The following is a 25990-nucleotide window of genomic DNA, read 5'->3' on the forward strand; positions in this document are numbered from 1 at the left end:
TAGCCTTTCTGGTCAGGTTATCTTAGTTTATTTCAAAAAAATTTCTCTCGATAACTTGAAATCTCACATTTCAGCGCCATTTTTATCATACGACGCCACAAAAGAATACGCCGTCAGGGTATTTGGTGTTAGCGGCCTGTCCAAATGGAAGGTCAGTTTATTCCTCGCTGCAATATTAGGAGGCAGTTTAGATGCGTAATTTCGATCTTTCCCCGCTTTACCGTTCCGCCATTGGTTTCGATCGTCTATTTAATTTGATTGAATCTGGCCAAAATCAAGGGGGCGGCTATCCTCCCTATAATGTTGAATTGGTTGATGAAAATCACTATCGCATCGCTATTGCCGTTGCGGGATTTGCCGAATCCGAATTAGAGATCACCGCCCAGGACAATATTTTGCTGATTAAAGGCGCACATATCAACCCACCCGCTGAGCGTACCTATTTATATCAGGGGATCGCCGAGCGGAATTTTGAGCGCAAATTCCAGTTGGCCGAACATATCCAAATTAAATCCGCCAATCTGGCGAATGGCCTGCTTTATATTGATTTACAACGCGTGGTGCCGGAATCCTCCAAACCGCGGCGTATCGAAATAATTTAATTTTTTTAATATTAGATATCTGTTTAGCCCGCCGTAAGGGGGCTGTGCTGCGGCGCGTCTATACCACTGCAGAATGTCATTAATAGTTAATCATCTCGCTTCAAAGAAGGAGTTAATATGCGTAACCATGATATTTCCCCATTGCTGCGTCAATGGATTGGGTTTGATAAATTAGCCAGTTCATTACAGGGTAGTGAGCAGGGATTTCCTCCCTATAATATTGAGAAATCAGACGATAATCACTATCGCATCTCTTTGGCCCTGGCGGGTTTCCAGCAAAGCGAACTGAATATTGAAGTTGAGGGGCCGAGACTGACCGTTAGCGGTACTCCGACCCCACCGCCAGAAAAGGTGGAATATCTGCATCAGGGACTGGTGTGCAAAGCCTTTACCCTGAGCTTTACCCTCGCCGAACATATGCAGGTTTCCTCCGCCGAGTTTATTAACGGCCTGCTGCATATCAGCCTGATCCGCGATGTGCCACCGGCGCTACAGCCGCAGCGTATTGCCATTGGCACCGATAGCACGGCCGCTGAAAAACCGGCGCTGGAGAATTCTTCGCTGTAATTGTTGCTGCTATTGACTGAAAAAACCGCAAGCCTCCCCAGGTTTGCGGTTTTTTGTCTGTCACGCCTGGGCATTAGCTGTTGCTATGCTCCTGGTGCGCGCGTTCTACCTCTTCGGCAAGAATGGCCACGCCGCGCTCGATTTGATCGGCCTCAGGCACATAGTTCATACGCATACATTGATGAGTATGCGGCCACGGATGCTCAAGCCCGGGGAAAAAATAGTCGCCCGGCACCATCAGCACACCGCGTTTTTTCAGCCGTTGATAGAGCACCTCGGTGCTGATCGGCAGATTTTTAAACCATAGCCAGAGGAAAATCGCCCCTTCCGGTTTATGGATCAGGCAACGCTCCGGCGGCAGATAACGACGCAGGGTGGCAAGGGTTTGCTGCACACGCTGGTAATAGAACGGCTTGATCACCTGTTCTGACAAGCGCAGCAAATCACCGCGGGCAATCATTTCATTGGCCATTGCCGGTCCTACGCTGCCAGGCGACAGGCTGATAATGCCGTTCATATTGCTGATGGCTTTAATGGTTTTCTCATCGGCGACTACGATGCCACAGCGCGATCCCGGCAAGCCCAGTTTTGACAGGCTCATACAGAGAATAATATTGGGATTCCACAGCGGCGTGGCCTCGGTAAAGACAATGCCGGGAAAAGGCACACCGTAGGCGTTATCAATCAACAGCGGGATATCATGCTGCTGAGCCAGGGCATCAAGACGGATCAGCTCGTCATCGGTCAGCACATTGCCGGTGGGATTCGTGGGGCGTGAGACGCAAATCAGGCCAATATCCTTGCCGATGTTCAGATGCTCAAAATCGACGTGATACTTAAACTGCCCTTCAGGTAACAGCTCGATATTGGGCTTGGCCGAGACAAACAGATTTTCATCGACCCCGGCATCGGCATAACCGAGGTATTCCGGAGCCAAAGGAAACAGCACCTTGCGCAGCGAACCGTCGCGACGTCGCCCGGCAAACAGATTAAACAGATAGAAGAAGGCGCTTTGGCTACCGTTGGTCAGCGCAATATTCTCGGCGCTGAGCTCCCAGCCCTGCTCTTCACTCAACATTTTGGCCAGGGCATGGCGCAACACATCTTTGCCCTGGGGGCCATCATAATTACACAAGGCATCGGCGAGTTTGCCTTCGGCAAGCATATCGCCCAGCAGGGTCTGAAAGTAGTCCTGCATCTCCGGGATGTGGGCGGGATTGCCGCCGCCAAGCATAATGGCTCCAGGGGTGCGCAGACCTTCGTTCATATCGGCCATCAAACGGGTAATGCCGGAAAAACGGGTAAATTTTTCGCCGAAAACAGAAAACGTCATAGCTAGCTTTTAGTGTTATCAAAATGTGACGCCCACCATAACGCCTGCGCGGGAGCAGTGCAATCGGCTGAAGATATTCGCGGAAATTTTCATGCGGGGAGCGGAGGGGGACAGCCCGCCATGGCACTGCGCCTGTCCGCGATACGGAAGGCACCGGCACCGTGGCGGGCAGCGGATCAGGCTTTTTTCAGCACCTGCGGGTTGACGCAAAAATCTTTGATATTGCCTGACAGGGCAGCAATCAGATTCTCCACTGCCGCGGCATCCATATCATAACGGGTCTGCGCGGTGGCGGAACCGACATGCGGCAGGGTAACCACGTTTGGTAAAGAAAGCAGCGCAGAATCTTTGGCCAGCGGCTCTTTTTCATACACATCGAGGCCCGCGCCGTAAATTTCGCCGTTTTGCAGAGCAGTAATCAACGCCTGCTCGTCAATTACCGGCCCGCGACCGGCGCTGATCAAAATGCCGGTGGACTTCATTTTGGCAAACTGTTCTTTGCCAATCAGATGGAAGGTTTGATCGCTAAGCGGCAGGATCACGCAAACAAAATCTGACTCTTGCAGCAGTGTATCCAGATCGCAGTGACGTGCGGCAAAGCGCGTTTCTGCATCCTTATGCTGACTGCGGGCATTGTAGAGAATGGGCATATCAAAGCCGAAATGTGCACGTTGAGCGACGGCCATACCGATGCGGCCCATACCGACAATACCCAGGGTTTTATGGTGTACATCAATGCCGAACCAGTCGGCAGTGGCATTGCTCTGCCATTCACCGGCTTTCACTCGCGTTGAGAGATCTTCAATGCGCCGTGCGGTGGCCAGCATCAGGCCCAGCACCAGATCGGCTACGGTATCGGTCAGTGCGGCAGGAGCATTAAGCAGCGGGATACCGCGACGGGTTAATTCGGCGACATCAAAGCTGTCAAAACCCGCCGAGGCGGTGGAGACACCGCGCAAACGCGGCGCATGGTCGAGCAGCTCTTTATTGATCGGTCCACCGGACCCCAGTAAGCCTTCTGCCTGTTGCAAGGCGGCAAATACCCGATCGCGGTTGCCGGCGTTAATACCATCAAATTCAACGACTGAATAATGTTGCTCAAGGCGCTGATGCAGATCGGCAGAGAGTGGTTTGTACAGGACAATGGACGGCTTCATGACTTACTCCATCAAGCTAACGATTAAAAGATAACGTATTGATTAACATAAATACTGCCTTAGTGCGCAGTCTGCGTAGCCAGGGACTTTTCCGGTTTGACCATCAGCGTCAAGCCGACGGAAGCCAGTAAGGAGACGGCCATAAAGATAAAAGAGGCGGCGGGGCTGCCGGTGTTGCCATTGAGATAACCGACAAACCAGGAGCCAAAAAATGACCCCAGCGCGCCAAGACTATTGATCAGCGCCATCGCGCCTCCTGCGACATTTTTTGGCAACATTTCGGGGACAATGGCAAAAAAGGGTCCATAAGGGGCATACATTGCCGCGGCGGCAATTACCAACAGACTATAGGACAGCCAGAAACTGTGCTGACCGAGGGCCCAGGAGCCAAAGAAGGCCAGTGCACCAATCAGCAACAGCGGCCAGATAAACAGTTTGCGATTTTGCTTCTTGTCCGAAGCCCAGGAGACCAGGATCATCGCCAGAGTGGCCGCCAGATAAGGTGCCGATGAGAGCCAGCCGGCCTCAACCATGCCCATGGATTTACCGGCACGCAAAATCGACGGCAGCCAGAGCACAAAACCGTAAACGCCAATGCTCCAGGTAAAATATTGCAGGCAGAGCAGGATGACATTGCGCGAGCGAAACGCCTGGCCATAGTTGGCCACCGCTTTAATGCTGCGTTGCTCTTGGGCCAAAGCATCGGCCAGCGCCTGTTTCTCATCCTGGCTAAGCCAACTGACTTGTTGCGGCTTGTCTTTGACTAAAAACCACCAGAATATCGCCCAGATAATCGCCGGAATGCCTTCAAAAATAAACATTTCGCGCCAGCCAAAGGCGTGGATTAAATAGCCCGACAGCACCGACATCCAGAGTACAGTGACCGGATTGCCAAGGATTAAAAAGGTATTTGCTCGCGAGCGTTCTGACTGGGTAAACCAGTTGCTGATATAGACCAGCAGGGCGGGCATCACCGCCGCTTCGACAATGCCGAGCATAAAGCGGATCACCGCGAGCAGCGGAATGCTGTTCACCACGCCGGTTAACGAGGCAAATCCCCCCCACAGCACCAGACACCAGAACACCAGCTTTTTGACGCTGCGTCTTTCGGCATAAATGGTGCCGGGGATCTGAAAGAAGAAATAGCCCAGAAAAAACAGCGCCCCAAGCAGGGAGGACATCCCTTTACTGATCCCCAGGTCGTCATTGATACCGGCGGCGGAGGCAAAACTAAAATTGGAACGATCGACATAGGCCAGACTGTAGGAGATAAAAATGATTGGCATAATAAACCACCAGCGTTTGGCGGCTAACCTGGCCTTAGTCATGATTGATCTCCTTTTGCGGCGTTATCGCGTTGCTTCGCGTAATTTGACGACACAGTCTCGTTGCAAAATTCATCTTGCCTCCTGGCTTGGTTGCTAGGCTTGGGCGGCTTCCTTACGCAGTAAATCAACGTAATAGCGGGTTACCGCCGTGAGGTCTTCACCTTCGAGAGGGAATTCGATACCGCGCGGTGCCGTAGCAGGCAATGCGGCCAGCACCGCCTGCCAACTGCCATCGCTGTCATCGAGGGCTACGGCATGCAGTTTGCCATCGCGTTCGTTGGCGGCTTTGACATGAATATAGTGCACATGCTCGCTGAGTGCTTTGGCGGCGACCAGCGCGTCCTGACCCACCCACAGCCAGTTGGCCATATCAAAGGTCATGGCAACGGGAAGATGCAGTGCTTCGGCAGCAAAGAAGAAGGCGTTCATTGGCGAAAGAATACCGCCTTGCGCCGTCTGGTCGTTTTCGACCGCCATTTCGACGTGGTGTTGTTTCAGCAAGACCTTGAGGGCGGTGAGATCGGCACCGGGTACAAAGTTGCCGAGGGCAATTTTCAGTTTGCGAGCGCCCAGAGCGTCGGCTTCGGTCAGAAAATCGGACAGGTCAGGGTTAACAATGCCCCCGGCCAGAAACAGCGACTCGGGAACAGAATAAAAAGCAAAGAGCCCATGTTGACGGATCTCTTCCGCCAATGATGCCAGTTTGCTTAGCTCGCCTTCGGCGAAGAGCTCGCGGCGAATTTCCACGCCATCGGCACCTGCTGCGGCAATGGTGGCCAGCAGAGCCGACTGTCCGCCCAGCTCTTTAACTGCTTTATAGCCATAAGCGGCGGTTACGATAACGATTTCTGCCACATTCTCTGGTTTGTTCATGCCAATTTTCCTTAAAGCGACGTTATTTTTTTAAATAAATATAAGAACCTAATAGCCCGGTAAACTCGAGATAACCGTCATACCCAAAGTTGCAGTCACGGCGTTTGTTCTGCCTCCGTCCGCGTCGTTTTTACGCAGACTTACCGTCACTGCAAATGACGTTTCATTAAGTTAAAGGTAGGCCAATTTTCACCTGGGACGCAGGATTGTTAATCCTACGTTATCTGGAACCGGTCCCAAGTAAAAGATCGGTATCAGGAAAACATATTCCCGCCTGCTAATAACGAGATCAAAATCACGCTTTCAGCCTGTCGCTGCCAGAGATTGCCAGGATAAGTCCCGGCAATAACGGGACATCCTTTAGGCCAGGGTCGTAGAACCGCGAACGATTAGCTCGCCGGGGAAGGCATGTTCTTGAATTGGCTCGTTGCTGCCCTGAATACGGGTCACCAGTTGCTCAAGGGCGGCATAGCCCATATCGTACGTCGGTTGCTTAAGGGTGGTGATGCCCACGCCCGCCAACTCGGCCCACTCCAGATCGTCAAAACCCAACAGACCGATATCTTTTCCCCAGACCATGCCAATACGGCGCATCGCCCGGGCAATAACCAGCGTCAGTGCGCCATTGACCGAGATCACCGCCCGCCGTTTATCGGCATAGCGGTCAGCAAAGTCGCGCAGCAGTGTTTCCAGACCCTGGCTGTCGCTCAGTTCTACCTCGCCCTGGGCGGCGAATTTATGCGGTTGGTGTTGCATCTCTTGCAGAAAAGTATGCAGGCGAACCAGACGGGTATTAATAGTCATGGGCTCACTTAAAAACAGAATGGCTTCAAAGCCCTGTTGCAGTAAATGTTGCGTCACCGTACGGGTGGCATCGACGTTATTTAAACCGATCACATCGCAAGAGAAGTTGTTCACCTTGCGATCAATCAATACCATCGGCACCGGTGACTGCTGCAGCGCGGAAATGGCGTCTTCGCGCATCCCCACGGCGTTAATCACAATGCCGTCGACGCGGTAGCTGCTTAATAGTTGCAGGTAGTGTTTTTCCTGATTGAGCTCATTGTTGGTATTACATACCAACAGCGTCAGTCCCTGCTGGCGGCAAGCTGCTTCCACGCCGCGCATCACTTCGACTGAATAGGGATTGGTGATATCGGCGATGATCAGGCCAATCAGTCGGGTTTGACCGCTTTTCAGGCTGCGTGCCATCTGGCTGGGTTGATAATCAAGCAGGGCAATCGCCCGCTCAATGCGCTCTTTCAAGGCATCGGACAGCAGATGCTGCTCGCCGTTAAGATAACGCGATACGCTGGTTTTACCGGTTTTTGCGGCACTGGCCACGTCTCTGATGGTTGCCCGGGGAGGGGGTGTCTGCGTTGTCTTGGCCCTGCTCACGTTCTGTCTCCTGAGGTCGTCGCCAGATAACCTGTTGTGCTAAAAAATTAATTAATCTTATTGCTGGAGACTAGCACAGAGCGCCGGGGCAAGGCAGGGGGGATTTAACAACTCTGGCAAGAGAAGTTGCCAGAGTTGTGATAAAGAAAATAGCTTCGTTATTGCAGCGGGCTGAGGGTGATTTCTACGCGACGGTTTTGCGCTTTGCCTTCAGCGGTGCTGTTGGAGGCGATAGGGTTATCCGGACCTGCTCCGGAAGTACGTACCCGATTTCCGGCCACGCCCTGAGTGATCAGTGCGCTGCCTACGCCGTCGGCACGCTGTTGCGACAAGCGCATATTAAGCGCGCGGGTACCACTGCTGTCGGTATAACCGACCACATTGACCGCCGTTTTGGGGTACTCTTTCAATACCATGGCCACGCCGGTCAGAGTATTGGCACCTGCCGGTTTCAGCGTGCTGCTGTTGCTGTCAAAGGTGACGTTATTCGGCATGTTCAGCACGATATTATCGCCCTGACGGGTAACGCTAACGCCGGTACCTTGCATTTTGTCACGCAGCTTGGCTTCCTGCACATCCATATAATATCCCGCACCGCCGCCGAGTGCGGCACCGGCAGCGGCACCAATCAGTGCCCCTTTGCCGCGATCGTGTTTTGATGAGGAGAGCATACCGACACCGGCACCCAGCGCGGCACCGATGCCCGCGCCAATGCCCGATTTTCCGGCCTGAGACTCACCGGTATAAGGGTTGGTGGTACAAGCCGACAGACCCAGCGTTAAGCACAGCGTACTGGCGATAATAAGAATGCGTTTGTTCATATTTATTCTTTCCCTAAAGATAAAGTCTGCCTGCCGTCGCCACCTGAGGGTGCTGCCTGAGCCATGGGCCAGGCACTGTGTCACCCTGAGTGTGGCAGGACTCGCTGAATATGACCTGAATTAGCGAAGTCTGTTCAGCGAAAAATCGTTTCGAAACATAAAAAGTGCTACCACCTGTCATCACTTCGCTGGCAGGCTGCGCTCTTTATGCGAGAAAAGCCGCGGTTAAGCACTCAGACAATTCTGTTATCGCCAGAGGTTTCGGTTTTTGCTGCTTCAGGTTTATCTGCCCGTGTTGGCTTATTCGTTGAGGTATGCTGCTGTTTGGCTTCTGGCCAGGCAGTATTAATTATTCAGAATAATAATTTAATAATACATTTTATTTCTTTGGTGAATATTATTTCTTGCTGTTATTTATCTCCCTGGGTTAATTTGCTTATCTTTTGTCTTGCCAGCAGAAAATAATTAATTATTTTTAATGTACTGGTTGCTGATTTCCATTGTCGCAATTTATTGTTATAAAGTTTGGGTTAATCATCTGTAATCCTTTATTTCTAAACGTTGAACTATTTATAATTACCGATAAATGACGTTCTCGGTTGTAATTGCTATCTGTTTTCATGGATGAGACGCTCAAAGCCAATAAGCTGGCCAGAAAGCAAAAAATTGCGCGTGTTATCTCTATTTGAGTGATAAGCAGGAGCCTCGCAATGACGTTATATAATATTAAACCAAAGTTTCAAAATATATTAAGACCTTTGGTTATCAAACTCCACCATTGGGGGGTGACGGCTAACCAGATAACAGTGTTGGCCATGCTGGGGTCGCTGATACTGGGGGGGATATTAATTTATCGTCCGGAACCTCTTCTCTTTTGCGCTTTGCCGGTATTTCTGTTTTTACGTATGGCCCTAAATGCCATCGATGGCATGCTGGCCAGAGAGTGCAATCAGCAAACGCCGCTGGGCGCGCTGCTTAATGAAGTCGGCGATATCATCTCCGATGCCGCCCTGTATCTCTCATTTGGTTTCCTGGCTGGCGTGCCGCTACCGTTAGTTGTTTTGGTGGTATTGCTGTCCTGGCTTAGCGAATTTTGTGGAGTTATGGCGCAAACGCTTACTGGTCAAAGAGACTATCGCGGACCGCTGGGCAAAAGCGATCGTGCTTTTTTATTTGGTGCCTTGGGGCTGATGATCGCGCTGTGGCCTCAGGGGATAGCGGTGGTCAACAGCCTATTTATTACTGCCGCCATGTTGCTGATCTGGACCGTGATTAATCGCTGTCGCAGCGCTGTGGCGGTGCGCCATGACTGATAGCTCCGCGACCTTGCACTATTGCCTGGCCACGATATTCAGCCTGTTACTGCTGGCGACGGTTATTTTATTCGTCTTGATAAAATGTTGTCCGCAGCGTGACTGGCGAGAACTACGGCAACGTATCAGCAGTTGGTGGCTGATCATTACTATTTTCTCATTAGCCATGCTGTCTCCCAAATGGCTGGCGGTAACTTTTTTCGCCTTTATCAGTTTTCTGTCATTAAAAGAATATCTGACGCTTACACCGACTCGCCGCTCTGACAGCATTCCCCTGCTATGGATGTATGCCGCTATTCCCTTGCAATACCTCTGGGTCGGGATGTCGTGGTATGGCATGTTTATTATTTTTATTCCGGTCTACGTGTTTCTGTTCTTGCCCGCGCGAATGGTGGCGGTGGGTGATACCCAGGGTTTTCTGCATTCCGCATCGGTGATGCACTGGGGAATGATGACCACGGTATTTGCGCTAAGCCATGTCGCCTGTTTGCTGACTCTGCCGACCGAAGACAGCAAATCTGGCGCACTGCTGGTTATCTTCCTGGTCGCCGCAACACAGATTAATGATATTGCACAGTATTTGTGGGGGAAGGGGCTGGGGAGAATAAGAGTGACACCCCAGGTCAGTCCAAATAAAACCCTGGCAGGACTGCTGGGTGGCATCTTGACCACCACGCTGTTGGCCGGGATGGTTGGTCCGCTGTTAACGCCGATGGACCGGGGTCTCTGTTTTGCCGCCGGTGCCATGATCAGTTTCAGTGGTTTCTGCGGCGATGTGGTGATGTCAGCTATTAAGCGAGACTTTGGCGTTAAGGACTCCGGTAGGCTGCTTCCGGGCCATGGCGGCATTTTGGATCGGCTGGACTCGCTGATATATAGCGGACCGCTGTTCTTTCACTTTTTCTACTATTTCTACTATTAGGGGGCGCTGATGAACCCTATGCTGCGTTGGTTATTTACGCTCTGTATCGCTTATCCCCTGGTATGGATTTGGTTGGGGGTTTCGGTGGCCAACAGAAAAAAACTGCCGGTTACCGGCCCTGCCATTATCGTGGCAAATCATAACAGTCATCTGGATGTGCTGACCTTATTTACCCTCTTTCCGTTGTCAACGCTGGTCAAGGTGCAACCAGTGGCGGCGGCAGATTATTTTCTCAAGAACAAAGTTATCGCCTGGTTTGCCCTGAAGGTGATTGGCATTATTCCTGTTTACCGTGGAGCCAATAAAGCCGATCCGCTGCAAGCCTGTGTTAAGGCGTTGGCAGCGCATAAAATCATTATCTTATTTCCGGAAGGAACACGGGGTGAGCCGGGCAAGTTCTCCGAGCTGAAATCGGGGATCTGGTATTTGAGTCAACAGTGTCCCGAGGTGCCGATTATTCCGGTGTATATGCAGGGTCTGGGCAGAGTCATGGGCAAGGGACAGAAAATCCCCGTCCCCTTTTTTATTGATATTTATATTGATGACCCACTGTATTTTGATAATGACAAAGTCTCGTTTATGCGCAACTTGTTAAATCGTTTTTATATATTGCAGCAGCAAGCGACAAGGAAAGTATGATGATTCCGCAGAGGCGTATATTTCGGACAGGCTTGTTTTTAACCAGTGATAAAACCTCGCTCTATTTTCGTCACTGGCCAGCGGCGGCAGATGGCAAACGCAAAGTCATTATTCTGTTCCATCGTGGCCATGAACACTCAGGACGTTTACAACATATTGTTGATGAACTGATGATGCCAGATACCGATTTTTACGCCTGGGATGCACGTGGACACGGGCAGTCTGCCGGTCCCCGTGGCTTCAGCCCCAGTCTCGGGCGTTCAGTACAGGATGTTGACGAGTTTGTGCGCTTTGTGGCGGAAGACGCGCAGGTAGGCAGCGAAGATATTCTGGTGATGGCCCAAAGCGTGGGGGCGGTATTGGTTGCTACCTGGGTGCATGATTATGCGCCGAAAATCCGTGGCATGGTGTTGGCGTCACCGGCGTTTAAGGTCAAACTTTATGTGCCATTTGCCCGCACCGGGCTGGCGTTGTTGCAGCGAATACGCGGCCTGTTTTACCTGAACTCCTACGTTAAGGCTAAATTTTTGACCCATGACCCACAGCGTATTGCCAGCTATGTCAGGGATAAACAGATCACTCGCCAGATTGCGGTCAATGTCTTGTTAGACCTGTATAAAACGGCGGAACGTGTTGTCTCAGACGCTTCGGCTATCACCGTGCCGACGCAGTTGCTGATTTCCGGTGATGATTTTGTCGTTGCTGACCAACCACAAAAACAATTTTACGCGGGACTGCGCAGTAAAATAAAAGAGCTGCATATTCTGCCAGGTTTTTACCACGACACGCTGGGAGAAAAGGACCGTAGCATAGCCTTTGATAAAATAAGGCCCTTTATTAACCACCTCTGGCACTCCTCTCGGCCAGAAATATTTGACTATAGTGATGAGGATCGCTGGAGCCCCAGCGCAGATGCTTACCGGGCATTGCAGGTGCCGCCAAAAGCGGGTTCGCTGGCAGGCATCGCCTACCGGATATTAAGCTATGGCATGAAAACGCTGGGACGGCAGTCAAAAGGCATACAACTGGGTTATGAAACGGGATTTGATTCGGGGAGTACGCTCGATTACGTCTACCGCAATACCCCGGCAGGAACCGGGCCGCTGGGCGTGCTGCTTGACCGTTTCTATCTCGACAGTATCGGCTGGAAAGGGATCCGCATACGTAAAGTCCATCTCCAGCAAATGATCCGGCAAGCGCTGGAGAGATTGCGTGAACGGCAGATACCCATTCGACTGCTGGATATTGCTGCCGGGCATGGTCGTTATGTGCTGGATGCCATTGAAAAACAAACTGATATTGAAAGTATCCAGTTAAGAGATTATAGCGATATCAATGTCGAAAAGGGCCAGCAACTGATTAAGGAGCGCGGCCTAAGCCATATTGCGCAATTCAAACAGGGGAATGCGTTTGATTTTGCCTCCCTTGCGGCTCTCGAACCCCAGCCTACCCTGGGAATTGTCTCGGGATTATATGAACTGTTTCCTGATAATGCGTTGCTCAGGACATCGCTGGCTGGCCTGGCTGCGGCGATTCCGCCGGGTGGCATATTGGTTTATACCGGGCAACCTTGGCATCCGCAGTTAAAAACTATCGCCTATACCCTGACCAGCCATCAGAACGGTGTTCCGTGGATGATGCGGGTGCGCAGTCAAAACGAAATGGATGCGCTGGTGGCCCAGGCCGGATTTGAGAAATGTTCTCAGCTTATTGATCAATATGGCATTTTCACCGTCTCGCTGGCGATAAGAAAACCGAATACTTAAGTTTGCTATTGCGCGGAAACACCTTGGTCCCTGGGGGTGTATTTCCAGTGCATCACCCAGGTGGGCAGATTGGTGCCGGGATGGCGGGTGTCGGCGGTGATGGTAAAGCCCTCTTTACGGTAAAACGCCAGGGCGCGATGATTTTGCTGATAAACCTCCAGCAACAGGCTGGCGTAATGGTCTTTGGCCTGTGCCATCAACTGTTGTGCGACGCCGCTGCCGTAGCAGGCTTGTTCAATAAATAATGCACCAATAAATTGCTGATTTAATACGCTGATAAAACCGACAATCTTGTCGTCTTGCGGGCGGCAGGCCACCCAGGTGGTGGCCTGGGGAAGAAAAGTTTCCCGCACCATGGCGGCACTTTCATACCAATAGCTTTCATCGATAAAAGGGTGGGCCAGCAAGGTGCTGCGCAGCCACAGCAGCAGCAACGCTTCAAGGTCATCTTTGCCTGACGGACGTATCAGGCAGGTTGTTGCTGGGGATGGCATAGACAATAAGTTTGATGATCGTTCACCAGGCCGCTGGCCTGCATAAACGCATAGCAAATGGTGGATCCGATAAACTTGAATCCGCGTTTTTTCAATGCCTTGGACAGCGCATCTGACAGCGGCGTTTTTGCCGGAATGTCACCCGGACCGCCGGGATTATTGATCAGCGGCTGCTGGTCCACAAACTGCCAGATAAAGGTGGCAAAATCCTCGCCGCTGGCCTGCATTGCCAGCCAGGCTTTGGCATTGGTGATGATTGCCTCTATCTTGCCGCGGTGGCGAATGATCCCGCTTTCCAGTACCAGAGCATCGACATCCTGCGCGGTCATGGCGGCAATGCGCTGTGGGTCAAACTGATGGAAGCAACGGCGATAATTTTCGCGTTTTTTCAGCACTGTGATCCAGGATAAGCCAGCCTGTTGCCCCTCCAGACAGAGCATTTCAAACAGTTGTCGTCCGTCTTTGATGGGCACGCCCCACTCTTTGTCGTGGTACTCAATATAAAGTGGGTCATTAGAGACCCAACTGCATCGCATCATCAAGGTATCCTGCATTACCAACTGGGGAATATGCCTAATCTTGTCCTTTCGCCTACGGCGGTGCAAGCGCTTCCTGTCAGCCAATAAGATAACTCTGTAAGCGACAGTTGTACGCTCCATTACCTTGACCCTGAGCCAATCTGAACCATATTGAAACCCACACTTACAGAATGCTTACATTCTGATTGACCCTCTACCTTCAGGCTCTGTGGAAAATGGAAATGACCGACAAAAACCCTCTACCTGCTAAAAATGTGCGTTTTCGTTGGCAGGAACTCTCGTTGGCGACCCTGCTCTGTCTGGGTATCAACCTGCCAGCGCAGGCGTATGACCAGCTTTATGTGTTCGGTGACAGTTTAAGTGACACCGGCAATAACGGCCGTTGGACCTATGACAGCAATATTCATCCGCTGTATGACGAGATCCTGGCAGGCAATATTGGCACGCATTTGACTCCCTCCTCGCTGGGCGGCAACAACTATGCGCAAGGGGGCGGCGTAGCGGTGCCAGGGCTGGACTCCGATTACACCACCCAGGATCAGGTGAGTCGTTATCTGGCCGCCACTGGCGGTAAGGCCGATAGCAACGGGCTGTATATCCATTGGATTGGCGGCAATGATTTAGCCGCGGCAGCCTTGAGTCTCAACCCGGTGAGTGCGGTTAATATTGCCACCAATAGCGCCACTCAGGCGGCCGATCAGGTAAATACCTTGCTAAAAGCGGGCGCAGGCCTGGTGGTGGTACCGACGGTGCCTAATATCGGACTTACACCGGTGTTGATGGAAGGAGTGATCCAGGTGGGGCTCTTGCCGGTGCAGCAACAGGCACTGGCGGCGGCGTATCAATATCTTAATGCGCAGACTACCCCCAATACAGATGCCCGTACCGAGGCGATCCATAATGCGCTGGCTGCCTCCACCACTGCCGGTATCGATTCCGAGCTGTTGCAGTCGCTGCTGTCAAAAGGGCTGATCGCCGCCTATGACACCTTAAAAACCCTGGCTACCGGCCTGACGGATACCTATAACACCACCGAAGATATTGCGCTGGCGCAGAACGGCGGCAATATTGCCCGCGTAGATATTAATGCCCTGTTTAACGAAGTCGTAGCCGATCCGCTGCGCTACGGTTTTAGTAATACCGCCGGTACCGCCTGCCCGGTGGGCACCTCGGCCTCGGAATGTAACTCCAGTTTGCCGGGGTTTGACCGCAGCCAGTCGTTTCTGTTTGCCGATCATTTCCATCCATCGCCGCAGGCGCATGCGCTGATTGCCGATTATATGCAGTCGGTGATTAATGGTCCGCTGGAGGTTACCGCACTGAATCAGGGCTCGCTGGCGTTGGCGCGCAACAGTCAGGGGCTGCTTGACAGCCGTTATCAACAGTTGCGCACTCAGGATAACGCGTCGGGCACCTTTGGCATGTTTGGCGGCTATGCCGGGCAACATAATGACAGCAAGCTTAACCCGTCGCTGGGCAACGGGGATGCCATCGACAATACATTAAATATCGGTATGGATTATCAACTGACCGAGCGCTGGATGCTGGGGGTACTGCTCTCCGGCAGCGATGACCGACAACATCCCACCGACCATTTCAGCTACCGTACTCACGGCTGGATGGCCAGCGCCTTTACCGGCATTAAAATCGCCGAGAATGGCTGGATCAACGGCGATGTGCACTATGGTTCGCTGCGTTATCAGGATATCTACCGCAGCATGGCGCTCGGGCCCACCACCCGCACTGAACGCGGCGATACCGATGGTCGCCAGATCGGTGGGCGAGTCACCGCAGGCTGGGATTTCCCGATCCTGCCACAGCTGAAAACCGGCCCGGTGGCACAATATCGCTGGGATTACAGCCGCGTTGATGGTTATGCCGAGCAGGGCGATAACAGTACCTCAATGCGTTTTGGCGATCAGACTTCACATTCGCAGATTGGTGCACTGGGCTGGCGGGTAAATGCCCAACTGGGTATCGTCAATCCCTATGCGCAAGTCACCTACGATCGTCAGTTTGCTGATGACAGTTATACGGCGACGGGGGCCATTAAATCGACGCGCACCCATTTCAGTCGCACTACCGGCGAGCAGGATAAGGATTGGGTGGAGATGACGCTGGGGGCAAATATACAAATTACCAACAGCATCGCCGCCTTTGCTGCCGTTTCACAGACCACCGGGTTGGATTCCGGCGAACAAACCTCCTACAACGCCGGGATCAGCGCAAGATTTTAAGCCCCGTGATTGCTGCGGTCTGGCCAGCAAGGAAGCCAGCCAGGCTGTGGTTGTTTATCGTTCAATACTGCAGGTTTGACCTGTGGCATTAAGGTTTGGGTATGGTGTTATACACTTCAACGCAATGCTGCATATTATTTGAAAATAAGTGATATTTTTCAGTGTTATAATCAACGTGCCGGTTCCGGGGATCTGTATATCTTGGCTGAAACCCGGATTTGGCTTGCAGGGCAAGGGTATATTTTTTAAGTTTCTCAACGCACTGGGCATCGAGACCCAGTTTTTTGCCCATTGATGGCTGTAATGCGTCAAATTCAGTTTTGGAGTAGCAGCGAGTAAGTTCTAAATCATGAGACGTCTCAAGAATATGTTTGATTAAACGATCGCTGTCAGTGGCATCCTTAGATGCTCGAGTATAAGTATTTGCCAGTATTTGCGTATAGCGGTCAATATCTTCAGCAGTAAACTCGGCGATATTAGTGGCTATATTACGGAATGCCCGCGCCGATAGTTGACTATAGTGTCCGTAAACTTCTTTTTTTATTTGTTTTTTTTCATCTTGGCTATGTTGTTTTTGCTCTGGATAAGTTTCATGTAACCGGCCGGAACGCATCATAAAGGCCATGACTGCTATCGCTTTTCTATCAACATCGCTTAACAGCATTTGTTGTTCTGCAGACAAGTTTTCAATTAGGGCCTGACAGATAAAGGACTGTCTGATGCCGTGGCTGCCATTATGGTTTGGACGATGGATAATGTGATTTTTATCAACCTCTATTTTATTTTGCTTATGATCTTTCGCCATATGGGGATAATCTCTTTTATAAAATATCTCATTAGCTAAAGAGAAAACCGGCAACAGGTCTTTTTTGATTTCAAAACGCTTGTTTTTGTTAAAAATGACTTCCGGGAATTTATAGTTATAATTTTGCGTACTAAAACGATATGTTTTGTTTTTCTCAACACTTTTAATTTCTGCAATATACTCGAGCTTTAATTTTTCGATCTGCGCAGGCGAACTCAAATTCTGCGCATTGGCTGGCGGGGCACGGCGTTTTGCCGCTACCCTATGGTTAATTGCCTCTATGCTATTAAATGTGGGCCAGGTTTTTAGCGCTGCTGATGGCTGTGTTGCCGTCGCTTCAGCAATTTTATGCTCAGCAGACTGTAGAACGCTACGAAAGTAATCAATGTCGCTGGCCTGGTCAAAGCTGCCATTTTCGTGACCAATTTCTTCTCCCGGTGTCAACCAGGAGTGCTGGAAGCGTAAACCCGGTATGTTCTCTGTTCCGGCGTTGACCGTGGTCGCGGCAGACATTTTCCCTTGATCATCAAAACAGACAAAGGTAATGGCGGTTAACGGTGGCTGATGTTCATCCATAAACGTTTGTAATACGCTTTCCAAATCCGCTCGATTCAGGTTTTGCAACTCCTTGAGTTCAGCGGGCATTGGCTTAAGCAGACCTTGCTCTGACAGTTCATTCTGAGAGGTTTTTTTTCCCAGCAGTTTCTCCATCGCCATATGCTGATCGTCATCGCGGTTGATACTGCTGGATGACGGAGAAGAGTAGGGAATGTGAATGGGTGTAGCTTTTACACCTTCCGCGATGGGCATAAATTTACCGTTACATAAGCAAGTTAACTGGGATGTTGGAGCCCAAGAATAACGTTTCCCCCGGCGTCGTGCTTTCGGGTTTATGACTTTAATTATGATTTTTGCCCTACGGAGAAAAGGCGTTATCAACCGCGGCGGTCAACATCGAAGGCGTGACAAAGAGGTTGTTTGGCGGTTCCGTTAGATGAAGCCTGATATATGCCAACAGATAGCTGATTATCTTCCGTGCAGCGGGTATACTGTCCGACTCTTTATAAACTCACTGTCTCGCGTGCAAAACCAACATGCAAAAGTTTGATACCAAGACCTTTCAGGGCCTGATCCTGACACTTCAGGATTACTGGGCACAACAGGGCTGTACTATCGTGCAGCCATTGGATATGGAAGTCGGTGCGGGCACCTCCCACCCGATGACCAGCTTGCGCGCGCTTGGCCCGGAGCCATTTGCTGCCGCTTACGTCCAGCCTTCTCGTCGTCCTACCGATGGCCGTTATGGTGAAAACCCTAATCGCCTGCAGCATTACTACCAGTTCCAGGTGATGATCAAACCTTCACCCGAGAACATTCAGGAGCTATATCTTGGCTCGCTGAAAGAGCTGGGTCTGGACCCGACTATTCACGATATCCGTTTTGTGGAAGACAACTGGGAAAACCCGACGCTGGGTGCCTGGGGTCTTGGCTGGGAAGTCTGGCTCAACGGGATGGAAGTGACGCAGTTTACCTACTTCCAGCAGGTGGGCGGTCTTGAGTGTAAACCTGTTACCGGCGAAATCACCTACGGCCTGGAACGTCTGGCCATGTATATCCAGGGCGTAGACAGCGTTTACGATCTGGTGTGGAGCAACGGTCCGCTGGGTAAAACCACCTATGGCGATGTGTTCCATCAAAATGAAGTGGAGCAATCCACCTATAACTTTGAATACGCCGACGTAGATTTCCTGTTCTCCTGCTTTGAACAGCACGAGAAAGAAGCGCAAACCCTGCTGGCGTTGGAAAAACCGCTGGCATTGCCGGCTTATGAACGCATTCTGAAAGCGGCGCACTGCTTTAACCTGCTTGACGCGCGTAAAGCGATCTCCGTGACCGAACGTCAGCGCTATATTCTGCGCATCCGCACCCTGACCAAAGCGGTGGCCGAAGCCTATTATGCTTCCCGCGAAGCGCTGGGCTTCCCGATGTGCAAAAAGAACGAGAAGTGAGAAACAGTGATGACTGAAAAAACATTTCTGGTGGAACTCGGCACGGAAGAGCTGCCACCAAAGGCACTGCGTAGCCTTGCCGAAGCTTTTGCTGCCAACCTGACCGCTGAACTTGATGCCGCCAATCTGGCACACGGCGAAGTTAAATGGTTTGCTGCACCGCGCCGTCTGGCGCTGAAAGTGACCGCACTGAGCGCAGCGCAGTCCGATCGTGAAGTCGAAAAGCGTGGACCGGCGATTGCTCAGGCGTTTGACGCTGCGGGCAAGGCTACCAAAGCGGCCGAAGGCTGGGCGCGCGGCTGCGGTATTACCGTTGATCAGGCCGAGCGTCTGACCAGCGATAAAGGCGAGTGGCTGGTGTATCGGGCGCACGTTAAAGGTGAAAGCGCGCAGGCGCTGCTGCCAGCGATGATCGCCACCTCACTGCAAAAATTGCCGATCCCGAAACTGATGCGCTGGGGCGACTCCGACGTGCAGTTTGTCCGTCCGGTGCATACCCTGACCATGCTATTGGGTGATGAACTGATCCCCGGCACAATTTTAGGTATTGATTCTGCGCGCACGGTGCGTGGCCATCGCTTTATGGGTGAGCCAGAGCTGACGTTCGATAATGCCGATCAATACCCGCAGCTGCTGCTTGAGCGCGGTAAAGTCATCGCCGACTATGAACAGCGTAAAGCCATCATCAGGCAAGGGGCCGAAAAAGCCGCCGCAGAAATTGGCGGTATTGCCGATTTAAGCGAAAGCCTGCTGGAAGAAGTCACCTCGCTGGTGGAATGGCCGGTGGTGCTGACTGCCAAATTTGAAGAGAAATTCCTGGCGGTACCGGCGGAAGCGCTGGTGTACACCATGAAAGGCGACCAGAAATATTTCCCGGTGTATGACGCCGCTGGCAAGCTGCTGCCGAACTTTATTTTTGTTGCCAATATCGACTCAAAAGATCCGCAGCAGATTATTTCCGGTAATGAGAAAGTGGTGCGCCCGCGTCTGGCCGATGCCGAATTCTTCTTTAATACCGACCGTAAAAAGCGTCTGGAAGACAATCTGCCGCGTTTGCAGACCGTGTTGTTCCAGAAACAGCTCGGTACGTTGCGTGACAAAACTGACCGTATTCAGGAGTTGTCTGGCTGGATTGCCGATAAAATCGGTGCCAGCGTCGATAACGCCAAACGTGCGGGCCTGCTGTCCAAATGCGACCTGATGACCAATATGGTGTTTGAATTTACCGACACCCAGGGCGTGATGGGCATGCACTATGCGCGTCATGATGGCGAAGCCGAAGAAGTAGCGGTGGCGCTTAACGAACAGTATCAACCGCGCTTTGCCGGCGATCAGTTGCCGCAGTCGCTGGTTGCCTGTGCACTGGCCATTGCCGATAAAATGGACACCCTGGCCGGTATTTTCGGCATTGCTCAACATCCTAAAGGCGATAAAGACCCCTTTGCGCTGCGTCGTGCAGCATTGGGCGTACTGCGTATTATCGTTGAGAAGAACCTGTCACTGGATCTGCAAACCCTGACCGAAGAAGCGGTGCGTTTGTACGGCGATAAGCTGACCAATGCCAAGGTTGTCGATGACGTGGTGGACTTTATGCTTGGCCGTTTCCGCGCCTGGTATCAGGAAGAAGGCCATGCGGTGGATACCATTCAGGCGGTCCTGGCGCGTCGTCCGACCAAACCGGCAGACTTTGACGCCCGAGTGAAGGCGGTGACCTATTTCCGCACCCTGGACGAAGCGGCCACGCTGGCGGCAGCCAACAAGCGCGTCTCCAATATTCTGGCGAAATCGAGCGATGTACTGTACGACCAGGTTCACGCTTCGGTATTGAAAGAACCTGCGGAGCTGAAACTGGCGACCCATCTGGTGGTGCTGCGTGACAAGCTGGAACCGCTGTTCGTCGCGGGTCAGTATCAGCAGGCGCTGGTGGAGCTGGCTTCCCTGCGTGAACCCGTCGATGCCTTCTTTGATGGCGTCATGGTGATGGCCGACGACGAAGCGGTACGTATCAACCGCCTGACGTTGTTAAGCAAACTGCGCGAGCTGTTCCTGCAGGTTGCGGATATTTCTGTGCTGCAATAAACCTGTAAGCTGTTGAAAATACCGGTTCCGGGGTTACCCGAACCGGTATTTTTTTGCCTGCGAAGGGTGAAAATAGGGCAAGTGCTGGCAAACCGGGCGTACAGATTTCTCGCCATTCCCCCTTTAGACCTATTGCTGATATTCATATCTATTATAATGAATTGGGTGTTCATTAAGAATTTGGCATCCTGTTCGCCTAAATGGCAATGAACACGGCAATACCGTGACCTGGCCAGATGCGGGTGGTTTGCTACCCCGGTTAACATAAACAGGACTGTCTTATGAAAAAGCTTGGCAATCATGCCTCACTGGGTATGCGCACTCTTGCCGTTCACGGTGGACAGCGTCCCGACGAGCTGAGCGGCGCAATATCGACGCCGATAACCGCAACCTCTTCTTTCTCCTATGGAGATTTTGACAGCGGTGCCCGACGCTTTAGCGGTGAAGAACCCGGCTATATGTACAGTCGCTTTGCCAATCCTACGGTGACGGCGTTTGAACAGCGCATGGCGGTGCTTGAGGATGCCGAAGCCGCAGTGGCCTGTGCCAGCGGTATGGCGGCGATCAGCGCCACGCTGTTTGCGCTGCTAAAAAGTGGTGATGAAATTATTCACGTCGGTGTGCTGTATGGTGGTACCGAGGGCGTGATCCGTAATTTACTGCCGCGCTATGGTATTACGCCGGTATTTGCCGCCGATGTGCAGGCATTAAAAAGCGCCTTTACCCCGCGCACCAAAATGGTATTTGTAGAAACCCCGGCCAATCCGGTGATGGCGATTGTTGATCTTGCCGAGATTGCGCGCTTAAGCCGCGAGGCTGGCGCGATAAGCGTGGTGGATAATACCTTTGCTACACCGTATCTCACCCGTCCGCTGGAAAAGGGTATTGATATTGTGCTGCATTCGGCAACCAAATATATCAGCGGGCACGGTGATGCTACCGGGGGTGTCGTGGTCGGCAACCGCCAGTGGATCGACCCTATTCGTACCCTGTGTCTGAAACAGTTTGGCGGCTGTCTTAGCCCATTTGAAGCAGCGCTGCTGACGCGGGGATTAAAAACCCTGCCGCTGCGGGTGGAGGCCAGCTCCAATAGCGCCCAAAAAATTGCCGAGTATCTCAGCGGGCATCCGGCCGTTAGCACGGTGTTTTACCCCGGTTTGAAAACCCATCCTGGTTATGATGTAGCTCGCCAGCAAATGAAACTGTTTGGCGGGATTATGGCCGTGGATCTCAAAGGCGGTATTCCGGCTGCGCGTCATTTTCTCGACAAACTGACGCTGGTTACCCAGGCGGTATCGCTGGGTGATACCGATTCGCTGGCCTGCCATCCGGCGACCACCACCCATAGCGCAGTTTCCGCGAAGATTCGCCTGGAAAGCGGTATTACCGATGGTCTGGTCAGGATCAGTATTGGTATTGAAGATACCGAAGACCTGATTGCCGATTTTCAGCAGGCGCTGGAAGGGGTGTAAGCCACCCAGACCTCGTCCAGGTGGCCGTATTTTACTCTTCGATAATCATCAGCGTTTGTCCGGCGTGTACCCGGTCGCCCGGCTGGCGGGCAAGATGCTTAACTTTGCCGCTCACCGGTGCGGTGATGGGGATCTCCATCTTCATTGACTCGAGGATCCCCAACGTTTGTCCCAAAGTGACGTTATCGCCGGGTGTTACCAGCCATTGCCAGACGTTGCCAGCGACCTGGCTGTCTACCCCCTGGCAACCTTCAGGGATACTCTGTTGTTCCTCGTTCAACGTGGCTTCTTGCAGACTGCTGTCAAAGGTAAATTGCCCCTCGGCTCGCCAGCGTGCCAGCTCCAGGTCAAACGCCTGCTGGCGCTGCTGCTGAAAGTGGTCAATGGCCCCCTGTTCGTCGATAAGCATTTGCTGATAATCGGCGAGACAAAAACGGCCCTCCTCGCTGCGTAGTGGATAATCGCCGTAAGGATGAGCCAGACGGATGGCTTTTAATTCTTCGGCACTGACCGGATAGAAACGGATCTGATCAAAAAAGCGCAGCAGCCAGGGTTGTTGAAAAGCGGCAGTCTGGCGGTCGCGGTTCCACATTTGCAGCGTGCGGCCGACAAACTGGTAGCCCCCCGGTCCTTCCATCCCGTAAACACAGAGATAGGCACCGCCAATGCCTACCGAATTTTCTGCCGTCCAGGTGCGGGCCGGGTTGTATTTGGTGGTTACCAGCCGGTGGCGCGGATCCAGCGGGGTAGCAACCGGAGCACCAAGATAGACATCACCCAGTCCCATCACCAGATAACGGGCATTAAATAACGTCTCTTTAACCTGTTCGATGCTCTCCAGGCCATTGATGCGCCGGATAAATTCAATATTACTTGGGCACCAGGGCGCGCCGGGGCGCACCGATTGGGTATATTTTTCGATCGCCTCGCGGCAGGCTTCGTCATCCCAGCTTAACGGCAGCCAGACGGTGCGCGAAGGCACCTCGGCCTGCTGCAAATCGCCCAGTGCCTGTTCTGCCTGCTGTAAATGCGCGATGAGATCCTGGCGGCGGCAGCGCAGACTGTCGAAGTGGATTTGCAGCGAACGGATCCCCGGCGTCAGTTCCGCGATACCGGGCAGCGGGTGGTTTTCCAGCCATTGCATCAGCGCATGGGCGCGAAAACGCAGGGCGATATCCAGCAGCGGATCGCCATATTCCACCAAAATAAATCGATCGCCTGCGGCGCGATAGGTTACGCCGGGCAGCGTGCCCTGCGCCGGGCGTTGCCAAAGCACCGGGTCGCGACGTTCCGCCATAATCTCGCGGGGTGCCGGAACGCTCAATGTGGAAAACGTCGCTTCAGCTTCCTGCGCCAGACGGTCGGCCTCGGCCAGCGAGATGGGGACAAAACGAATTTTATCGCCGGATTTTAGCTGACCCAACTGCCATAAATCGGCGTGGATCACTGTCGCCGGACAGACAAAACCGCCGAGCGATGGGCCATCGGGGCCGAGGATCACCGGCATATCACCGGTAAAGTCGACGGTGCCAAAGGCGTAGGCATTATCGTGAATATTGGAGGGATGCATACCGGCTTCACCGCCGTCGCTGCGCGCCCATTCCGGTTTCGGACCTATCAGGCGAATGCCGGTACGGCTGGAGTTGTAATGCACCTCCCAGACGGCAGCGAAAAAGATCTCGATATCCTGCGCGGTGAAAAACTCCGGTGCGCCCTGGGGTCCGTAGATCACCCGTAAGGTACGGATAGCTGGCCACTGGGGTTGCAACGGCTCAGGCAATGTTTGTGGTGCCGCCTCGCGCGGTGCGGCGAGATGCAGGACATCACCGCTACGCAGCTGGCGTCCGGCGTGACCACCAAACTTGCCGAGGGTAAAGGTACTGCGGCTGCCAAGATAGGTCGGGCAGTCGATGCCGCCCGCCAACAACAAATAGCTGCGGCAGCCGTGTTCCTGAATCTGACCCAGGCTCAGGGTCTGACCGGCGCGTAGCTGGCAAACCTGCCACATGGGCAGCGGCTGATTATCGAGACGGGCATCAATGGGGGCGCCGGTGAGCACAATGGCGCAGTCATAATTAAAACGCAGTGTCGGGCCGCGCAGGGTGATCTCCAGCCCGGCATCTTCCAGCGGATTGCCCAGCAGGCGATTGCCCAGACGAAAGGCGCGGCTGTCAAAAGGGCCAGAGGGCGGTACGCCAACGTGCCAGTAGCCGCTGCGTCCCGGCACATCCTGCACGCTGGTAAGCGTACCGGGACTGAGCACGTCAATGGTCATCGGTTGGTAGTGCAGGTTGCCAAGGGTGGCGGTGATCACCTGGCCGTCACGCAGCGCCGGTTGCGTCAGCAAATAGCGCAGATAGGCGAGGTTGCTCTCAATGCCGTACAGCGTGGTCGCGCTCAGGGTCTGTTGCAGGGCGGCCAGCGCCTGTGGGCGACTGTCGGCATGAATAATGACTTTGGCCAGCATCGGATCGTAAAACGGCGATACCTCGCAGCCGCTATCGATCCAGCTATCGATACGCAGCCGGGCGTCGGCGGGTGCCTGCGGAAAGCTGACATGACTAAGCAGACCGGCGCAGGGTTGAAACTGTTTGGCCGGATCTTCGGCATACAGCCGCACCTGAATGGCGTGGCCCTGGGGTGCTGCGCGGGCCAGGTCGGCCAGCGGCGGCAGGCAGCCCGCGCCCAGTTGCACCATCCAACTGACAATATCGATGCCGTAAACCATTTCCGTAACGCCGTGCTCGACCTGCAAACGAGTATTAACTTCGAGAAAATAAAATTGTTCGCAACTGGCATCGTAAACATATTCCACGGTTCCGGCGCTGCGATAGTTTACCGCCTGGCCAAGTCGTACGGCGGTGCTTTGCAGCGCTTCGCGCACGCTCTGTGGCAGATTGGGGGCCGGGGTCTCTTCGACCACTTTCTGATTACGGCGCTGGGCGGAACAGTCGCGCTCTCCCAGGGCGATCACCCCTCCCTGACCGTCGCCAAAAATCTGTACTTCGATATGGCGTGCCTGGGCGACAAATTTCTCTAAAAATACGCCATCGTCGGCGAAATTATTGCCTGCCAGGCGTTTTACGCGGGTAAAAGCGTCGCTCAGGCTGGCGGCGTCATCGCAGCGCTGCATACCGATACCGCCACCGCCAGCGGTGCTTTTTAACATCACCGGGTAGCCGATGGTGTCGGCGGCGAGCAGTGCCTGCGCCAGATCCTGCAGCAGGCCACTGCCGGGCAGCAGCGGCACCTGATTCTCTTCGGCCAGTTGCCGTGCGCTGTGTTTTAGTCCAAAGGCCGCCATCTGTTGCACCGTCGGCCCGAGAAATACCACACCCTGTTGCTGGCAGCGGGCGACAAAACCGGCATTTTCACTGAGAAAACCATAGCCTGGATGGATCGCCTCGGCACCACACTGCCGGGCGATAGCCAGTAATTTATCCTGATCGAGATAGGTTTCGCGGACGTTACCGGCGCCGAGGCAAAAGGCCTCATCGGCATGACGAACGTGCAGGGAGTGCTGGTCGGCCTCGGCATACACCGCCACGGCGCGCACGCCCAGCTGCTTGAGGGTGCGGATGATGCGCACCGCGATGGCACCACGATTGGCAATCAGAACGCATTTAAACATGGTTG

20 protein-coding genes are annotated in these 25990 nt (G+C 53.0%); 10 read left to right on the forward strand and 10 right to left on the reverse strand.

Going from position 1 to position 25990, the window contains the following annotated elements:
• Positions 1-191 precede the first annotated feature (191 nt).
• Both ibpA and ibpB read left to right on the forward strand, forming a co-directional pair.
• A complete protein-coding gene (gene ibpA / locus GW590_RS15420) occupies positions 192-602 on the forward strand; it encodes a small heat shock chaperone IbpA (RefSeq protein WP_169403951.1) in 411 nt (136 codons plus the stop codon).
• A gap of 117 nt (positions 603-719) precedes the next feature.
• Positions 720-1169, forward strand: a complete 450-nt coding sequence (gene ibpB / locus GW590_RS15425) for a small heat shock chaperone IbpB (protein ID WP_169403952.1) — start codon at positions 720-722, stop codon at positions 1167-1169.
• Positions 1170-1242: 73 nt separating this feature from the next.
• Here the strand turns inward: ibpB and GW590_RS15430 are convergent, their stop codons facing one another.
• The 6 genes from GW590_RS15430 to GW590_RS15455 form a co-directional block, all read right to left on the reverse strand.
• Positions 1243-2502, reverse strand: a complete 1260-nt coding sequence (locus GW590_RS15430) for a valine--pyruvate transaminase (protein WP_169403953.1) — start codon at positions 2500-2502, stop codon at positions 1243-1245.
• A 176-nt stretch (positions 2503-2678) separates the two neighbouring features.
• Positions 2679-3659 (reverse strand): glyoxylate/hydroxypyruvate reductase GhrB, encoded by a 981-nt coding sequence (ghrB, locus tag GW590_RS15435; protein ID WP_169403954.1) that lies wholly within the window; start codon positions 3657-3659, stop codon positions 2679-2681.
• Between the two features lie 59 nt (positions 3660-3718).
• Entirely contained in the window at positions 3719-4987 is a 1269-nt protein-coding gene (locus GW590_RS15440) for an MFS transporter (RefSeq protein ID WP_169403955.1), read from the reverse strand.
• A 93-nt stretch (positions 4988-5080) separates the two neighbouring features.
• Positions 5081-5860, reverse strand: a complete 780-nt coding sequence (locus GW590_RS15445) for a sugar phosphate isomerase/epimerase family protein (protein WP_169403956.1) — start codon at positions 5858-5860, stop codon at positions 5081-5083.
• A gap of 360 nt (positions 5861-6220) precedes the next feature.
• Positions 6221-7258 (reverse strand): LacI family DNA-binding transcriptional regulator, encoded by a 1038-nt coding sequence (locus GW590_RS15450; protein ID WP_169403957.1) that lies wholly within the window; start codon positions 7256-7258, stop codon positions 6221-6223.
• A gap of 158 nt (positions 7259-7416) precedes the next feature.
• Entirely contained in the window at positions 7417-8079 is a 663-nt protein-coding gene (locus GW590_RS15455; protein ID WP_169403958.1) for an OmpA family lipoprotein, read from the reverse strand.
• A 710-nt stretch (positions 8080-8789) separates the two neighbouring features.
• On the opposite strand from GW590_RS15455, the gene GW590_RS15460 reads away from it, so the two are divergent.
• From GW590_RS15460 to GW590_RS15475, 4 genes are read left to right on the forward strand one after another with little or no spacing between them, the layout of a single operon-like run.
• On the forward strand, positions 8790-9392 hold the full coding sequence (locus GW590_RS15460) for a CDP-alcohol phosphatidyltransferase family protein (protein ID WP_169403959.1): 603 nt from the start codon (positions 8790-8792) through the stop codon (positions 9390-9392).
• Positions 9385-10314, forward strand: coding sequence for a phosphatidate cytidylyltransferase (locus tag GW590_RS15465; protein WP_169403960.1), 930 nt, complete (start codon positions 9385-9387; stop codon positions 10312-10314). The genes GW590_RS15460 and GW590_RS15465 overlap by 8 nt, the downstream gene beginning before the upstream one ends.
• A gap of 9 nt (positions 10315-10323) precedes the next feature.
• Positions 10324-10953: a lysophospholipid acyltransferase family protein gene (locus GW590_RS15470; protein WP_169403961.1), complete on the forward strand. Its 630-nt coding sequence runs from the start codon at positions 10324-10326 to the stop codon at positions 10951-10953.
• Positions 10953-12719: a bifunctional alpha/beta hydrolase/class I SAM-dependent methyltransferase gene (locus GW590_RS15475; RefSeq protein WP_169404187.1), complete on the forward strand. Its 1767-nt coding sequence runs from the start codon at positions 10953-10955 to the stop codon at positions 12717-12719. The genes GW590_RS15470 and GW590_RS15475 overlap by 1 nt, the downstream gene beginning before the upstream one ends.
• Positions 12720-12724: 5 nt before the next feature.
• On the opposite strand, the gene GW590_RS15480 is transcribed toward GW590_RS15475, so the two are convergent.
• Together GW590_RS15480 and GW590_RS15485 are read right to left on the reverse strand one after the other, a co-directional pair.
• Entirely contained in the window at positions 12725-13189 is a 465-nt protein-coding gene (locus tag GW590_RS15480) for an N-acetyltransferase (RefSeq protein ID WP_169404188.1), read from the reverse strand.
• Positions 13186-13752 carry a DNA-3-methyladenine glycosylase I gene (locus GW590_RS15485; RefSeq protein ID WP_169403962.1) on the reverse strand — a complete coding sequence of 189 codons (567 nt, stop codon included), beginning with the start codon at positions 13750-13752 and terminating at the stop codon, positions 13186-13188. Before GW590_RS15485 ends, GW590_RS15480 begins: the two co-directional genes overlap by 4 nt.
• Before the next feature lie 221 nt (positions 13753-13973).
• On the opposite strand from GW590_RS15485, the gene GW590_RS15490 reads away from it, so the two are divergent.
• Positions 13974-15989, forward strand: coding sequence for an autotransporter outer membrane beta-barrel domain-containing protein (locus GW590_RS15490; protein WP_169403963.1), 2016 nt, complete (start codon positions 13974-13976; stop codon positions 15987-15989).
• An 88-nt stretch (positions 15990-16077) separates the two neighbouring features.
• On the opposite strand, the gene GW590_RS15495 is transcribed toward GW590_RS15490, so the two are convergent.
• Complete coding sequence (locus tag GW590_RS15495) at positions 16078-17604, reverse strand: SidE phosphodiesterase domain-containing protein (protein WP_169403964.1); 1527 nt, start codon at positions 17602-17604, stop codon at positions 16078-16080.
• A 284-nt stretch (positions 17605-17888) separates the two neighbouring features.
• On the opposite strand from GW590_RS15495, the gene glyQ reads away from it, so the two are divergent.
• The 3 genes from glyQ (at position 17889) to GW590_RS15510 (ending at position 22354) form a co-directional block, all read left to right on the forward strand.
• Positions 17889-18803 (forward strand): glycine--tRNA ligase subunit alpha, encoded by a 915-nt coding sequence (glyQ, locus tag GW590_RS15500; protein ID WP_169403965.1) that lies wholly within the window; start codon positions 17889-17891, stop codon positions 18801-18803.
• Positions 18804-18812: 9 nt separating this feature from the next.
• Positions 18813-20882: a glycine--tRNA ligase subunit beta gene (glyS, locus tag GW590_RS15505; protein WP_169403966.1), complete on the forward strand. Its 2070-nt coding sequence runs from the start codon at positions 18813-18815 to the stop codon at positions 20880-20882.
• Between the two features lie 281 nt (positions 20883-21163).
• The gene (locus GW590_RS15510) at positions 21164-22354 is read left to right on the forward strand and encodes a trans-sulfuration enzyme family protein (protein WP_169403967.1); all 1191 of its coding nucleotides are present in this window, start codon (positions 21164-21166) and stop codon (positions 22352-22354) included.
• 31 nt (positions 22355-22385) lie between these two features.
• On the opposite strand, the gene uca is transcribed toward GW590_RS15510, so the two are convergent.
• Entirely contained in the window at positions 22386-25985 is a 3600-nt protein-coding gene (gene uca, locus GW590_RS15515) for an urea carboxylase (RefSeq protein ID WP_169403968.1), read from the reverse strand.
• Positions 25986-25990: the final 5 nt, after the last annotated feature.

Origin of the sequence: Rouxiella aceris (assembly GCF_012933545.1) — a bacterium.
GTDB classification, from domain to species: domain Bacteria; phylum Pseudomonadota; class Gammaproteobacteria; order Enterobacterales; family Enterobacteriaceae; genus Rouxiella; species Rouxiella aceris.